Raw genomic sequence first — 15,643 nt, 5'->3', positions numbered from 1 at the left:
AATGACAAATGACAAATGACAAATGACAAATAACAAATGACACTTTAAAAAATTTAACGTCAACCCTTAAAAACCCTTTCAATTATCATGTGCATCACAGGTTCTCTTGCTGATTTTTCTCTACCCCAAGTTTTTTGCTTACTGGAAACCGGACATCAAAGCGGTTTACTCACGCTGCATCCTGAGGGTACGGATCAAACGTCCTCAAATCAAGCGTATTATCTCTGGGTATATCGGGGACAGCTTGTGGGAATGGCAAATTTGTTAGATCATCAAGGTTTAGTCTCCTTAATTGCCCAACAGCGTTGGCTCAAGGATATCTGTCCATCCAGTCTCTTTGCTAAATTGACCCGATTATGTCCTAAGCATCAACCTTTGGGTTCTTATCTGAAAAAACAAGGTATTTTAACCAACCAACAACTCAAGTGGCTATTCCAAGCTCAAGTTCTCCAGCCCTTATGTGATGCATTTCAACTTAAAGCAGGTCATTTTAGGTTTGATCATAATGTACCGCTACCGACAATAGAAATGACGGGTTTGAGTATATCGGCGACACTCGCCACGTTGATGGGACTTAGAAATTTGCCTAGCTGGGATGCTTTGGCGGATCACTTACCTGATCCGGATATGGGTTTAGCCAGTTTAGGGACAGATCAGTCTGAGTTTCCGTTAAATGACCTAGAGTGGCAAGTTTGGACATATACGGATTGCATGGTGTCTCTCAAATCCATCGCCCAATACCTACAGCTTCCCCTGAAAACGGTACAGCAGATTGCTTTTCGCTTAATTGCGATCGGTTTGGCGGAAGAGATGTCTCTAGCGGTAGAAGATGACTATACCCCAGCCATCGAGTCTCAATCATCAGGGTTATACCAAGATTCCTATCGGGAAGTTGTGAGTTATTCGTTTCTGCAACATTTACTAGGATTTTTAGTTCCTAAAGCGTCTTAGTGACTTAAGGTTGGTGGGTTGAGCGAAGCCGAAACCCACCCTACGGTATATTAAGAGTTTTGGCGATCTAAAAACAAAGTCGCGATTATCTCCGGAACCTCAACAAAGTAAGCCGGAGCAGGATAGCGGACAGTTTACGGGTTTCAATAAGCTCTAAATGTAATTTATTCTTCCCCTGCTCCCCCTGCTCCCCCTGCTCCCCCTGCTCCCCCTGCTCCTCTTAACCGAGCAGTATTGACCCCTACATCAATTTAACGCTGATGCCGACGACGCGATCGATAAGAGGCGCGAACCCGCCGAATCAGTGTCAATCCTAGGAAATAACTACAAATTCCACCAACCATCCCCACCGTAAAGCAGCCAACAAATAGCGTCCAGATAATCTCAGATCCTAACGCCTTGAACTCCTGCCAAGATCCGAGGCTAATATCGGTTAAGCTATTTTTCTGGAGTAGCCATTTCCCTAGATGGAAGTTAAATGCATAAATCGGCACATAAGTCAAGGGATTGCTCACCCAAGTACCAGCCGCCGCGATTATTTTATTGCCGCGAAAGATCAGCGCTAGACATATCCCTAAAATCGTTTGTAGTCCAAATAGGGGAAACAGCCCCGCAAACACACCACAGGCTAAACCGCGTGCGATCGCCTCTGGTGGTCCAGAGAGACGAATCAAGCGCCAGTAACAGTATTGTAAGCGCCGTCGGAAACTGGGTCTGACTTTGCGATTGCGATCAGGGAAAGGACGAATGGGTGCAGGTTTAACCTCTGATGATGAACAGTGGGGACGAGTTTGCAGGGAATTTCTAGACGACATACAGGCTAGAGAAGAAACAGTTACAGCAAGGGCGGCACAAGATAATACACTCATCCTAACTGACCTGTGCGATCGCGATCGAGTTCCATTCGTTGTCCTTTGTCATTAGTCCTTTGTCCTTTGTGATTAATTCCTTATGCATAATTCATCATCATTCCGATCAGATGGTAATCGGTGAATCCACATAAATCGTCGGTTCATTCATCTTAAAGTTAATTCCATAAGCGAGTAACTGCTTGGAAATTTTGTCATTAGCCAGTTCCAATAGGCGCTTCCGTAATTGAATGGAATTTTCGCTTGAGCCGAGAATAAAAAATGTTACTCTAGCACGGGTTGTTTTGTCCTCTAGGGAAGGAATTAAGGTAATATTTGTACTTCCCGGATCGATGCCGAATAAAGAATTGGTACTCTCAGCAATAATTTGTTGAACTAAAGCCTTTTCTCGTTCTTCCAGAAGTTGAGAAAAATCCAAATAGAGTAACACCATCACCTTCTTGCCTCGGGTCACATTTTCGATTTCCCAATTTGCCATCGTTGAATTCGGAACAATCAAAAGTGTGCTTTTAGCCGCTGTGCGGATTTTTGTAGACCGCAAGCCAATCGATTCAACCCGACCAAACACTCCATCCGGTAAGCGAATATATTCTCCGGGAATAAATGGGCGGTCTAAATAAAGGACAATCGTCCCCAAAAGCTGTTCCAATGTCTTTTGGGCTGCAAACGCGATCGCAATACCGCCAATCCCAAAACTGGCAAGTAATCCGACTAAATTGACTTGCTGGCTTTGAGCAAATGCAACCACGGCAATAAATCCGATGATTACATTCGCTAGAGTCTCAAAAACCAGGAGTAATTCATCAACTTCTCGACCCAGTTTCCGCACTAATCCTATCCCATACACTCGCACAAACTGGCGGAATAAGCGAGAGGCTAACCACGCCACACTCACGGTTACGGCTAAATCCATAAAGGGAAGAAGGAAGTCATGCAGTCCCTGATACACCTCCAGCCAAGCCAGTGAGAATGAGAGTAAGATTAACGTGCCAGCAAATTTAAACGCTTGTTGGAGTGGAGCGATTAAATTATCATAAATCTCCGTTCCTAGCTGAAGTGAAAATCGGTGGATAATCCAGCTTACTAGAATCGGCGTGTATCGACCTGCTAAAATAGAGAGGAGAGCAAAGATCAGGAAAATTACATAGTTAGGCAGATTTAAGGAGTATACAAACAGAGAAACATCACTAATCGTGTTAGGTATATCAGTTAAGTTCATCAGCGAGTACGGCTACTTGAGAAATCAGAATGGCTAGACGGACACGACATATCACATCTGTATTTTATATAATAAACTGTAATGCCTTTCATGTGAAAATTTAAACGATATCCATACAGAATAGCGAGCGAGACGCTCGCACTACTGTTGCCTCCTACCTTCTACCTTTTCCCTCCGCCACAAGACTTATTCAGAATGCCCTAAGTAGGTCGGCGGCAATAAACCTACCTATAGTAAGTTCTGTAAATACACCTCAAAGCCTTACAAATGACGTAGCTTGCTTCTCGCTTGCGCGAGTATGACAAATGACAATCTCAGCCGTTAACTTTTATTGTCCCCATCTACTTACTTAGATCGTAATGGGTGAATCCACATTAATAGTTTGTTCCTCAATGTCAAAAGCAATACCATATTCCTTGAGTTGCTTGGTGATATTTTGTTTAGCAATATCCAGCACTTGACGGCGCAACTCCATCGAGAACTCACCAGAACCCAGGATAAAAAAGTTAATTTGGGCTTGAGTCATTCCCGACGATCCATCTTGGATAATATCTTTAAACGTGACATCTGTACTGCGAGAGTCAATCCCAAAAATATCAATCGTACTTTCTAAGATAACTTGCCGGATCAGCGATTTTTCTTGGTCGGGGATTGGACGATAGAACACTAATGAGATAATCGAAATTACTTTCTTCGCCCCTGTAAAGTTTTCAATACTAACCTGAGTGAGGGAACTATTGGGAATCACCATTAACGTTCCTTTCCCAGAGGAGCGGATTTTGGTAGACCGCAGTCCGATAGATTCCACTCTGCCAAATGTACCATCGGGTAAACCGATATAGTCATCAACCACAAAAGGACGGTCAATATAAATTACAATCCCACCCAGTAACTGTTCCAGGGTTTTTTGTGCCGCAAACGCCACCGCCAGTCCACCAATTCCCAAACTTGCCAACAAGCCAAAAATATTGATTTGATGGGTTTGAGCAAAGATAATGATGATGGTGACAATAATCAGTAAATTGACAACCAGTTTGGAAAGGAGTAATAATTCACTATTCACCTTCCGTCCACTTTGCAGGGTGGCATTTAACAGATAGGCATCAAAAAACCGCTTGAATAACCGAGAGCCTAATAAACTCGCTGTAATCGCTAAGGCGAGACTGATGGGAAGTTCTATCAGCTTGATAAACTCTCGTCTGGCATAAGCGAGAAAAATAATATCGGTCAAGGTTAGACTCAGGACTAACCCCAGTAATTCTTTTTCCGGTTGAATCACCTTAGGATAGATATCCCTGAACCGCTCCCATAGCGAACCTAGCCAGCGCAAGGCAAACAAACCGCCCGCGATCGCGAAAATCCCAGCAAGTGCGAGTAAAATAAAGGTTTTCAGGATATCGAAATCTAGGACTCCTGGTAAGGCATCCAGCATAGGAATCTCCAATTTAAGCAATGAGCCGTTTAAACTATTATGGCGTGCAGCTTACAGCTCCCCCAAACTACTCGGTTTGTTAAAGATAACATGACCCACGCTCAAATCTTGGCTGGGCAATTCCAAGTTAACCCCTTTCCCTTGCAATAGGTTGCGCCAGTCTTTATCGGTAACCTGGGGGGAGTTAGCCAAACGAAGAGTCGCTAAATGCGTTAACGCATCGAACCAAACTCGGTTGGCGACATAAACCTGATCTTCGCGGGGTTTTGCTGCATTAAGTTGACGTTCTAGAGTGGGAGTTAAAGGAATTCGCTGTATCCATCCTTGGGCAAAAACTGGACTAGCCGATTTGTCGCGATCGCAATACAGTGTGAAGTACCAGCGATACCAGTTACCCCTTTTCAGTGAGTCTTGAGTATCCGGAATGCTGAGACGAACCAAACCCGGCGTTTGCGATAACTGAAACGGAAGTCGATAGACATCATTACCCGCTTCATCTTGCAACACAAACTCTCCCACAGGGGCTTGTTCTGGAGAATAAGGAACATAAAACCACAATGTCGGGTGTGCTTCAAGAGTTCTCCCCCAGTTCGATTCAGGAACTAACGCGGTTAGGGGAAAATTCATTGGGGGACACTTGCTACGACTTCCGCCTCCGGTGCGATTTCCACTTCTACCATCAGATTGAAAGTCAACATTATCGCCATTCTCATCATTTTGCTGGGCGAACACACCAGGCATGAGTTGTCCCGGAATACTAAAAGACTCTGTGCCTAAGCCGGAGGGAAAATAGCTCCAACTTATACTGTAGGCTAATGGAATTAACCAGTGTTTAATCTTCATACAGATCGGCAGAAATAAAATATCCCGACAATGGCGAAAGCGACTATCGACGGCATCAGAGGTAACCAAAGTCCGGTTCGCCACAGGAAAACAAAGCCGCATCCCCATAGCGCTGCTAACGCTGTACCCCCAGCTACGATGAGATAGAATCGCTGCTGATGCCATCGTTCCATGCATACACCTGCGATTCCAGACCAAGCCCAAACCCAAAGCACATCACCCCACTGTGGAAACCACCATACCACAGGTCGCTGATTTAAGACCGCACTGATGATGTGACTCACCATCTGCGCCTGAATTTCTACCCCTGAGAGTTCTTGAATCGGCTTAAATGCAGCACTGTAGGGAGTGAGATGATAGTCTCCATAGCTGTTATCGATTGTACCAATCAGCACAATGCGATCGCGGATTAAGGTTGCCAATTCCCCATCTTTTGACCCGTCTAAAATTTGCTGTAGAGGGACTTTTTGGGCAATTCTCTGTGTTGCCCGGTAATTCAGCAACACTTCAAAGCCACCGGAATCCAGATTATGATAGCCTCCCCTGTGGCGTTCCGATTTTGGGAAGATACGGGTGCCGATTTGAAACCGGGTGCGGGAAAGCCGTTTAAATTCTATATCCCGTGACGTTAAATAGTGATGGGCAATCTGAAAACTAAAGGATTGCTGAGTCTGACACTGGGTTCCCGCCGCCATGCCAAAAATCTGGCGTCGGATGACTAAATCTGGATCATAGGGTAAATCACTAAACCCTACCTGCTGCACTGGAACACCTGATGGCGAGGGGATTTCCGGGGATGTTCTCACACCTCCCCCGATTTGGCAAATGTCGATAAATCGCTGATCTCGCTCACGAATTGCTTGTTTGGCGGCGTCGGGATCTAATCTGAACGCCACTGGATCACGATAAATGTCTAAACCAATGACAGCGGGTTGGTGGGGTTGAATTTTGTCTAAGAGGTTGACTAACGCCTGATCCGCCAGTGATCCTTGCCGTTTCATTCCCTGCTGATCTTGATATTGAATATCGGCGGCGTCTATGGTAATAATCACTAGGCGATCATCGGGTAGTTCTGTCGGGCGCATTCGCATCAGAACATCAAACGCCCACAGTTCTGTAGATTGCAGAAACCCCAACCACCGCACTCCCATCACCAACCCTGTCGCGATCGCACTGCTTAAGAGTAGAGTTTGCCAACGGGGGCGTCTTGCTCCCATGATAGAAGGTTTAGGGGCAGGTTTTGGCTGTTGCAGCCAATTCTGCCAAGTGGGTGCAATTGGTGTCGGTGTTTGCACAATGATCGGTAACCAACTTGCACCGGGAAACTCCCCCTCTAATCCTTGCAATCGTTCCCGCGCTTTCCGTACTGCTAAATCAAAGCATCGCCCCCCAGCAAACTCGATCAGAAAGTATTTAAGGAAGGCTTGAGCCACATTATCCGGCACTGGTTCGCGCATGACAATAATATGGGGAATCTGTAGATCCGACAGTTGTCGCGCTAATCCCAAGCCATCGCAGGAATTAAAAATTGCTAATTGTAACCCCGCCGCGATCGCTTCATTGAGGGCGTGTTTTAATTGAGGAATGGTTAAACGCTCATTAGGGTTAATATAAATCTCCCCGGAATTACCATCCCTTTGGCTAGAACTATGTCCGGCAAAAAAGAGAATTGTCCATCCCTGATTATGCCAAAGCTGCTCATTTAACTCCTGTCGGCGAGGTTCGACTAAAAAGACGGTTTCGGCACCATCCAGACTGGCTAGGTATTGCTGATCCACGTCAATATCAATTCCCGTTGCATCGCCGAGAATTGCCAAAATTCTCACGGTTTTAGTTGGCGGTTGAGTCGTTTTTCTCGGTTCAATGTTGAGAGAACTCAACGACACTTCGGCGTGGGGATAATCCCGAAAAAATCGCCAGGTATACCAGGGTATTTTTCTCAGGTTACTGTCTTCGGTTTGAATAATAACGCGAATGTCTTGATTCGGGTTAAATTGCTGATAAAGTTGACGGCATATCGGACTAAAGTCTGGGGAATCGAGCCAGATATCAATCTGGTGTTGGAATTCCTGACAAACCTCCGCAAAATCAGCTTCGCCAACGTGAGTTACGTCAGTATCATCAATTTGGATATCTTCATCGATGTCAATGGGTTGAGGATGAGAGCGATGGATAATGAACGAACGAGCCTGATAGAGTAAATCGTAGAGTAATTGCCAGTGGCGGTAAAGTTCCACCAGATGAGGTGCGGCGGGTAAACTGCCGATTACCTGCCGATTTTGGGGTTGATCTTGTACCTGTAACTGAGCCGTAACCCAGGCAAAGCCATTGTACAAGTCTCCTCGTCCTAGGTTCAAGATCACTAAATTACTCATCAGTAGCAAACAGTGCGATCGCGAAATCTTCGGTAATGCTAAATTCACCCAGCGTCACCCGAATGCTGAACTGTTTCCCTACGGGACAGGTGAATCGCTTGAGTTGAATTAAATTATCATGTATTCGGGCTTGGTATTCCTGAAGTATAGCACCCGATTGAGAGAGTAAGGCGACGCGAATATTAGGGGGTAAGATAGTAGTTTCTCCCACCGGATACAGTTGTACCCGAACACTGACTCGTTCCTCTGTTTCTCGGGCTAAACCCACCAGCAACGCCACGGATTGATTGTTGAGTTCTATCCCCAAATCGATTACCTTAATCCCTTCTACATAAACCTGTCTCTCTTCATTCCGTTGCGATCGTCTATGTCTAAAACTAACGGCAACCTGAACTGAATCTCGGCTTAAAAAGGCGTCCAGGGATTGCCAACCCGACTCAAAGATATTTTGCCACCATTGTCCTAGATTAATCCGAGGTGGATCAGATTCTGCCACTCGTTGAACTTGTTTTAACCGCCTTTCATATAAGTCTTGACGCCATTGTTCGTTTGTGACAAATGCAGCCCATTGCTCAAATGGAACCGCAAGACGCGGTGCGGAAACGGAGGATTGACTCAGTTGTGCCAATAACCTTTCAGCGGTTTCTTGGGTTAAAGATGGTCTTGATTCAACTTGTAAATTCTTGGGAAAAACGGGTTCAGGTTGGAGTAACATCAGAGTCAGATCTGGAGTTAAATGTTGTCCCGAAATGTAGTAGGCGCGATCGCTTTCTTCATATATCCCGTTTTGCTGCAAATTTTGATAGCTAATATATCCCCATAGTCGCATCCAGGATGCATCGGGACTATCCAAGTTTATTTGTACAGCCAAATAATAATCGGCTCTCCAACTGACAATATCTACCCACTCTTGAGGAACACAAACCTCATCTAAATCGGTGCTATCTGTAGGAATAAGCGCCAGTCGAACGTCACCGAAGTTAATTATAGTACCATTAATAAATTCCCAGAGACTGGGTAAAGAGGACTCGGAAAAAGTACTAATTCGAGTTGATTTGTCACTCTCTTGTCCTTCTTGACACCATCCCTCCAGCCAAGGAATAAATGCCGTTAAACAGAGTTCATTCAGGTAGGCATTACAGCAAGTCATTGCATTAGCATGGTTTTGCGATCGCTGCCAAGCTTGTTGTTGTTGTTTTTCGGATAAATTCAACCAAACTTGATTAGGATAAGTTGTTGATAATTCGAGCAATTTAAACATAAGTGCTTTTACCAAAATTATTCTCGTTTAAATCTAAGCAATACAACTGATTTAGCCAAACTTCAATAACTTTACTGACTTGTTCTTTTTCGGCTTCTAAAGAAATTCCATAATTTCCATAACTCCACTGGAGTAAAACCTGCTGTAATTGCTGTTTAGCGTCGTTAATCACTTGGCTTATGTTTTCGTTGGGCAGCAGCCGAGCAATCTTGTCTTCAGGCAGTCTTTGGGCATATCGCATTTTCAGAATTTTCCTCAATTTCATACTGGAGAAAGCTGTCAATAATTGGCAAGATACGACTTGCTTATAGTAGGTTCTAGTGACTTGCTCAACATAACTGATCTGTAGTTTATGGATTGTTTCTCTAGCGACTCGTTGCAACTCAGATCGAATTGAAATTAAATTTTGGTCGATGGTATAGGTAGACTCATAGGCTAAATCCTCAACCAGGGTATCAATACTCTTGTTTTGCCCATAATACAATCTAAGGAGTAATTGGGACTGGTGATCGAGAGAATTAATAGTAACCATTAACGCCCGATCAATCTCATGAGTTTGATTAGGATTAGCAAATCGCTTTGACAAAAACTCGTTCACATAGGTTTGACTCCAACCCTCCAAATCAGGGGATAACTGCGTCCGCATCAAACTATCGAGTTGAGTTAACAGAGGAGATTTGTAGGTATTGGCGATAAAACGAGCGATTGTCCCTTGATTGACTCCCACTTTCTTAGCAAACTGTTCTTGAACCAGCAGCGAAAGTTCGTGAGGATAGCACAAAGGCATAACCGCCTGACGAAATTGCTGGGGAATTTTACTCCTAATTTTTTCTAAATTTTGATCAATAGTCTGGAGTTGTGCCTGTAAACTAGACGTTATATGATTGATTAATTCGTCAGAATCTTGGTCAGACTCCACTATTTCCCAAGGATTAACCGATAAATCATAGTGTTTTTCATAGCTATCGGCATCTCTTGAGGTTTCTACCAGTTTCTGATAATTGCGTAACGCATTAATACAACTCGTCATCCATTGCTGAATCATCTGTGCCGTTACGTTTGATCCAGATGAAACCTGTAGGGGAGCATTGGCAACAAAGCGATTCATATTATACGCTCTAGCTGTTTCTTCAAAATCACTGAGTTCAGGTTGCACCCACGCCCTGCCTTTCCTTTGGCTCGGGTTATAACGCCGATTGTTTTTATAGATAGGAACAAAATGCTGCCAAGCAAAGCAATAGTGAGAAATCATCGGTTCCCTTACTCCTTGACGCAATAAAGCCTCTTTCAATCGTTGCTGGGCATTATTGAATTTTCGGCGACTGGTGAGATCCACATTACATAAAAGATGCCAGTCAGATTCCCAATTCATTTGGTCGAGGATGATATTCTTAAGGGCACCTTCTACATAAGTTTTCAAATTAGCGGCATGACTCGTAGTCCCTTTATAGTTATCAATAATTTTTTTTAAAGAGTCGCGATTATAGAGAACATCCGTTGTCAGGTCAAAGAAATGGAGACAGGTGGCTAAAGGAAAGGGGAATTTGCGGGAAAACTGGCGGATAAAATGGCAGCGAGAAGCATCCAAATAAGCAACCAGATGGAGATGGGCGAATTGTTGTTCTGATTCGGGCTGTGATTCCTGATTGATGAGACTCCAGAAATAGTCAACATAATCGTTCCTGTGCCACTCTGGATGTAACTGAACCAGTTTTTCCATGCGGCGTTTCAGGCGCGGCTGAAGCGAGGGTTTGAAGCCGGGATAACCCTTATGGCTGGTTCTCTCATATAAAATACAGAATTGATCAATAATCTCCTGATGTTGTCCATTTGACATGGTTACTGGCTCGTGTAGAACGTATAATTCTGATCAGCTAGTGTTGCACTAATTTAACTGTATCAGAAATTGCTCCGAGAGAACTTAGGGAGCTGCGTAAAAATAAAGTACCAGTGAGGAAAGCTGTATTCATCAACTCAGCCAAGCTTGATTGGTATATTATTAAGCCGCAAGTCCCTTACGCAGCGACTCAAGGCTAGAGCGTGTCATGTTTTCCCGTTAACTGCATAAATCGAAAAACTTAATCCTAATAAGGAAGGTGCATCGTTAGCCTACCTAAATGCATAAACCCAAAAACAAACCTCAATAAGCCAATCCAAGGTATCCGAATCAATTAGACTCAACCCAGGATCAGGGTAAGCTCATCTAATTTGTATAAATTGTACTTGACAAAAGTAATACTCATTATCGAGGAAGACGAAGGCGAAAGCGATCGCGCCCCTAACGGGGTAAGCCAAACTATAATCTATTTTAATTTGAGTCAAGAAAGGGAGAATTCGCCCATGGCAAAGAAGGGTCATCAATTTCAAGCTTGAGATGACTAGACTTGCGGTAATTTCTAAAATTATTGTCTTGATACTTTTGGGCAGTGTATTCGGATACGTTATCTCAAAAGAGGCGGCAAGGGACTTGCAACAAGCGGAGGCAATTTCAATTAAAAAATGTTCCAAGAAAATATGTATTGAAGAGGTTTTAGCCTATAAATAGAGCTTATCCGATAACTCCAATAAGCTAGCTGTGAAGCCTGCTTATGCTATTCCCCTCATGACCGTTTCCATCAGTATTCTGTTTGGATCGTATGAGTTACTCGCCCTAATCATCAGACTGGTGATCAAAAAATGATTACAGGATTTTCCAATCATTCATAAAACCCAACCCCTGATCAACATCTTGTGCTTTCACACGCCAAGGTTCTGTGCGATCGCAGAATTTCTTCCAGTTAACTGCATAAATCGCAAAACTCGATCCTACTAAGCCAGTTATAGGGTTTGAGGCGTTAGAGGAATAGCACTTTTATTGGAATGAGCTGCTTTTGGGTTGTATAACAACACCTTTTCCCAGATAGCTCTGCCAAAGTGCATAAATCCGAAAACGCCACCCTAATAAGCCCAACTGTAAGGGGTCAAACCCGAATACACCAATAAAACTTAAGGAGAAAAAGTATGTCAAATATTGACATCATTCGCGCTTGGAAAGATGAAGAGTATCGCCAGAGCTTGAGTGAAGAGCAGCGATCGCAGTTACCGGAGAATCCCGCAGGTTCCCTAGAATTGGCGGAGCAGGAGATGCAAAACCTCGTTGGTGGCGCGTCAACATCTTTGAAGAATGGCTCCCAACCTCTTCAGTTAAGCTTATGGTCGTGGCTTTCCAATTGTAAGAACATTAGCCAAGCCATGTCATCAACCTCAACCTGTTGCTGTTTCAGCATCTAATACGATAGGGGCATTTCGTTTTATGTAAAGCCTCTGCTAATAAACATTGGGTGAGCTGTCATGGTTCACCCACCTTTACCGGAAATTACTGTCGCCATGGAGGTATACTGTGACGCCATCAGAGGATACAAGCAACTCGACGATAATCCCTGTACCTCGCTCCTCAAGTCCATCCACCGCTTGGTATCACGCCCTAACGTTAACAGAACGGATAGCATCGCTGCGTACTTGTACTTATCCTAAACCCAAACATAACATAGATTGGAAATTGGCTGAACGTCGTCTAGAACGCTGGCGTTCCCAGTTTTCAAGCGCGACATTTTTTGAGCAACGTCTGGCACTCAATGGTATTAATGAAAAAGAGTTTTTGCAGTTACTCGGTGAGCCGATAAATGCCGTTCAGGATCGCAGATCTATACCTCCAAAATGGGTTGAACATCTTACCCAAGCCTTTGCTGGTTCCATGTCTTTCGATGCCGTAGCGCTACTCAAACAATGGAACAACAAACCCGAAGTCGGATTTCTTTATGTGATCGAGCCTTTGCTGCGCCAAGGCATTGACAATCTCCGCCAAGGAATCCAGAAGCTGGTTACGGCACACACTTCTCTACCCTTTGACCCAGACACCATCGAAGCCATACTTTTGGCAAATTGGTCTCAGGAATTACTCCATCTATTAAACCGCACTCTAGTCCTAGAACTTAACGTAGCTCGGTTACAGGGACTGCTCAAAGGAGATACCCCGAAAGAGCGCTTTGAGAGCTTCATTCAGCTGCTAAATCAGCAGGATATAGCATTGGCTATCCTCGCAGAATACCCGGTTTTAGCTCGCCAACTCCTGCTCCATATTCATCATCTTAGTTGCTTTAGCCTTGAGTTTCTTACTCACCTTTGTCAAGATTGGCATACCCTGCAAACAATTCTAGGAATCAACAAAACATCGGACAAATTATCGCAGCTAGAGGGGAACTTAGGAGACAAACATCGGGGCGGACGATCAGTACTCATTGCCACATTCACGTCTGGCTGGAAAGTTGTTTATAAACCGAAATCATTGGGCATTGATGTCCATTTCCAGGAACTCTTATCCTGGTTGAACCAACGCGGTAACCACCCAACCTTGCGAACGTTAAACGTTCTCAACCGGGGTGACTACGGATGGGTTGAATTCGTCACAGCACAGGGGTGTAAGACAACGGCTGAACTGGAACGATTCTACGAGCGACAAGGTGCATACCTGGCAATTTTATATGCCTTGGGTGCTACTGATTTTCATTTCGAGAATCTGATTGCAGCCGGGGAACATCCTGTGCTTCTGGATCTAGAAGCTCTGTTTCATCCACCCAGAGAACGCAGAGATGAAAACAATATGGAACAACTCGTTGTCAATAGACTCCTCCAGTCAGTATTGAAAGTTGGCTTATTACCCATGCGCCTTTGGTTCGATGCTCAGTCAGAGGGCTTAGATATCAGTGGTTTGGGTGCTACAGCGGGTCAGCTATCCCCTGATCCCCTCCCCTACTGGGAAGGAGCAGGTACAGACCAGATGCAACTCAAACGCAGCCGATTTCCGTTAAAAGCGGGTGATCATCGTCCCCAGTTGCCGGGACAAGAGGTGCGTCTCTTGGACTATATTCCATCCCTGATCAAGGGTTTCACCGCGATGTACCGATTGCTCCTGAACCATCGCGAGCAACTTCTGTGTGACTCAGGACCTCTGGCGGCTTTTCGTGAAGATGAGGTGCGTGTGATTCTGCGTCCAACTCGGTTCTATGGCATATTACTCCATGAGAGCTTTCATCCAGACGTTTTACGCGACGCCTTAAACCGCGATCGCTTGTTTGATCAACTTTGGAGTGAAGTCAAAAATGACTCGGATCTGGTTCGGGTGATCCCTGCGGAGCGAGAGGATCTAGAGCAAGGTGATATTCCGGCATTTTTTACCCATCCCGGTTCACGTCATTTGTGGAGTAGTTCCGGGAAACGGATTGACAACTTTTTTGATGAATCTACCATGTCCTCTCCGGAACGGCGTTTGCGTCAGTTGAGTGATCAGGATCTGGCTCAACAAACCTGGTATATCCGGGCATCGTTGGCAACCACCGTAACTGGAGATGAACGCAAACACGGGTCAGTCTCCCGACCGATAATTTCTCATCCTTCAAATACTAGTGTTGATCAGAATCAGTTTCTTGCTGCCGCCTTAGCCGTGGGAGAGCGACTTGAGTCCTTAGTGGTGCAAGGTGAAGAAAATGCCACTTGGGTTGGACTGACACTGGTTGACCAACGGAATTGGATGCTGGTTTCCTCTGGACTAGACCTTTATACCGGGCTACCAGGTATCGCCCTTTTCCTTGCCTATCTTGGTGCCGTGACAAACCAAAAACGTTACACTGTCTTGGCTCAAGCGGCGATAAAAACGGTACGCCATCAAGTGGAACAGGTCAAGTCAGTGGTTACCTCGATTGGTGCCTTTACTGGATGGGGCGGAGTCATCTACACCCTCACTCACTTAGGAGTGCTGTGGGAACAACCCGAACTAATCGCTGAAGCCGAGCAAATTGCGGCATTACTCCCCAATTTAATCGAATCCGATCAGCAGTTTGATCTGATTGGTGGTGCAGCAGGATGTATTGCTAGTCTAATGACTCTACATCACCATTCCCCTTCTTCGTTAACGTTGCAAACGGCTGTCCAATGCGGTGACTGGCTTCTGGCTCATGCTCAACCAATGGAACGGGGTTTAGCTTGGGTGGCACATGGATTTAGTCAGAGTCCACTTTCCGGCTTTTCCCATGGTGCCGCCGGTATAGCTTGGGCGTTGTTCAAATTAGCAGCATTCACAGGGGAGCCGCGATTTCACACCCTGGCTCGACAAGCCATTGAATTTGAACGCACCCTCTTTTGCCAGGAGGAAGGTAACTGGTTTGATCGGCGTGATGCGAAGATACCGGGACAGGGGACAGAGCAATCCTCGGCAAAGTTTATGACTGCATGGTGTAATGGCGCACCAGGAATTGGACTGGCTCGTCTGGGGTGTCTTCCCTATGTGGATGATCTTCAAATCCGAGCCGAGATTGACATCGCCCTCAAAACCACTCTGGCTCATGGTTTTGGTGGTAATCATTCCCTGTGTCACGGTGATTTAGGCAATCTGGAGTTACTCCTACAAGCCAGCCAAATGTTAGATGAACCCCAGTGGAAAACTCAAGTTGACCGCCTTGCTGCCATTATCCTCGACAGGATCAATCACCATGGCTGGCTCTGTGGCGTTCCTTTAGAAGTTGAGACTCCTGGACTCATGACTGGACTAGCAGGGATTGGTTATGAGTTACTGCGACTAGCCGCACCAGAGCGTGTTCCCTCGGTGCTAACTCTGGAACCACCTTTTATATCACGTTAAACCGTCTTGGGTCGTGTCGC

At 45.1% G+C, this 15,643-nt stretch carries 10 protein-coding genes; 3 read left to right on the top strand and 7 right to left on the bottom strand.

Annotation, left to right across the window (positions count from 1 at the left end):
* Positions 1 to 87: 87 nt before the first annotated feature.
* Positions 88 to 951, top strand: coding sequence for a DUF4388 domain-containing protein (locus tag RIC07_RS26650; RefSeq protein WP_446397151.1), 864 nt, complete (start codon positions 88 to 90; stop codon positions 949 to 951).
* A gap of 251 nt (positions 952 to 1,202) precedes the next feature.
* Here the strand turns inward: RIC07_RS26650 and RIC07_RS26645 are convergent, their stop codons facing one another.
* The 7 genes from RIC07_RS26645 to RIC07_RS26615 form a co-directional block, all read right to left on the bottom strand.
* Positions 1,203 to 1,820, bottom strand: coding sequence for a DUF2062 domain-containing protein (locus RIC07_RS26645; protein WP_446397150.1), 618 nt, complete (start codon positions 1,818 to 1,820; stop codon positions 1,203 to 1,205).
* A 106-nt stretch (positions 1,821 to 1,926) separates the two neighbouring features.
* Positions 1,927 to 3,039: a mechanosensitive ion channel family protein gene (locus tag RIC07_RS26640; RefSeq protein ID WP_446397149.1), complete on the bottom strand. Its 1,113-nt coding sequence runs from the start codon at positions 3,037 to 3,039 to the stop codon at positions 1,927 to 1,929.
* A gap of 349 nt (positions 3,040 to 3,388) precedes the next feature.
* Positions 3,389 to 4,471, bottom strand: coding sequence for a mechanosensitive ion channel family protein (locus RIC07_RS26635; RefSeq protein ID WP_446397148.1), 1,083 nt, complete (start codon positions 4,469 to 4,471; stop codon positions 3,389 to 3,391).
* 51 nt (positions 4,472 to 4,522) lie between these two features.
* Complete coding sequence (locus tag RIC07_RS26630; protein WP_446397147.1) at positions 4,523 to 5,314, bottom strand: DUF928 domain-containing protein; 792 nt, start codon at positions 5,312 to 5,314, stop codon at positions 4,523 to 4,525.
* The gene (locus RIC07_RS26625; RefSeq protein ID WP_446397146.1) at positions 5,311 to 7,737 is read right to left on the bottom strand and encodes a CHASE2 domain-containing protein; all 2,427 of its coding nucleotides are present in this window, start codon (positions 7,735 to 7,737) and stop codon (positions 5,311 to 5,313) included. The genes RIC07_RS26630 and RIC07_RS26625 overlap by 4 nt, the downstream gene beginning before the upstream one ends.
* A complete protein-coding gene (locus RIC07_RS26620; protein WP_446397145.1) occupies positions 7,682 to 8,950 on the bottom strand; it encodes a DUF1822 family protein in 1,269 nt (422 codons plus the stop codon). The genes RIC07_RS26625 and RIC07_RS26620 overlap by 56 nt, the downstream gene beginning before the upstream one ends.
* Positions 8,943 to 10,787, bottom strand: a complete 1,845-nt coding sequence (locus RIC07_RS26615) for an XRE family transcriptional regulator (RefSeq protein WP_446397144.1) — start codon at positions 10,785 to 10,787, stop codon at positions 8,943 to 8,945. The genes RIC07_RS26620 and RIC07_RS26615 overlap by 8 nt, the downstream gene beginning before the upstream one ends.
* A 1,163-nt stretch (positions 10,788 to 11,950) precedes the next feature.
* Here RIC07_RS26615 and RIC07_RS26610 point away from each other — a divergent pair.
* Together RIC07_RS26610 and RIC07_RS26605 are read left to right on the top strand one after the other, a co-directional pair.
* A complete protein-coding gene (locus RIC07_RS26610) occupies positions 11,951 to 12,220 on the top strand; it encodes a mersacidin/lichenicidin family type 2 lantibiotic (protein WP_446397143.1) in 270 nt (89 codons plus the stop codon).
* A 109-nt stretch (positions 12,221 to 12,329) separates the two neighbouring features.
* Positions 12,330 to 15,623, top strand: a complete 3,294-nt coding sequence (locus RIC07_RS26605) for a type 2 lanthipeptide synthetase LanM family protein (RefSeq protein WP_446397142.1) — start codon at positions 12,330 to 12,332, stop codon at positions 15,621 to 15,623.
* Positions 15,624 to 15,643 lie beyond the last annotated feature (20 nt).

This window comes from Coleofasciculus sp. E1-EBD-02 (assembly GCF_040218245.1).
Classification (GTDB): Bacteria; Cyanobacteriota; Cyanobacteriia; order Cyanobacteriales; family Coleofasciculaceae; genus Coleofasciculus.
Note: the sequence above shows the minus strand (reverse complement) of the source record. Positions and strands in the feature narration are given on the sequence as shown.

Coding starts and splice junctions, on each gene's coding strand:
- RIC07_RS26635 (WP_446397148.1), bottom strand. CDS start 4,471: ATGCTGGATGCCTTACCAGGAGTCCTAGATTTCGATATCCTGAAAACC.
- RIC07_RS26650 (WP_446397151.1), top strand. CDS start 88: ATGTGCATCACAGGTTCTCTTGCTGATTTTTCTCTACCCCAAGTTTTT.
- RIC07_RS26620 (WP_446397145.1), bottom strand. CDS start 8,950: ATGTTTAAATTGCTCGAATTATCAACAACTTATCCTAATCAAGTTTGG.
- RIC07_RS26640 (WP_446397149.1), bottom strand. CDS start 3,039: ATGAACTTAACTGATATACCTAACACGATTAGTGATGTTTCTCTGTTT.
- RIC07_RS26615 (WP_446397144.1), bottom strand. CDS start 10,787: ATGTCAAATGGACAACATCAGGAGATTATTGATCAATTCTGTATTTTA.
- RIC07_RS26645 (WP_446397150.1), bottom strand. CDS start 1,820: ATGAGTGTATTATCTTGTGCCGCCCTTGCTGTAACTGTTTCTTCTCTA.
- RIC07_RS26610 (WP_446397143.1), top strand. CDS start 11,951: ATGTCAAATATTGACATCATTCGCGCTTGGAAAGATGAAGAGTATCGC.
- RIC07_RS26630 (WP_446397147.1), bottom strand. CDS start 5,314: ATGAAGATTAAACACTGGTTAATTCCATTAGCCTACAGTATAAGTTGG.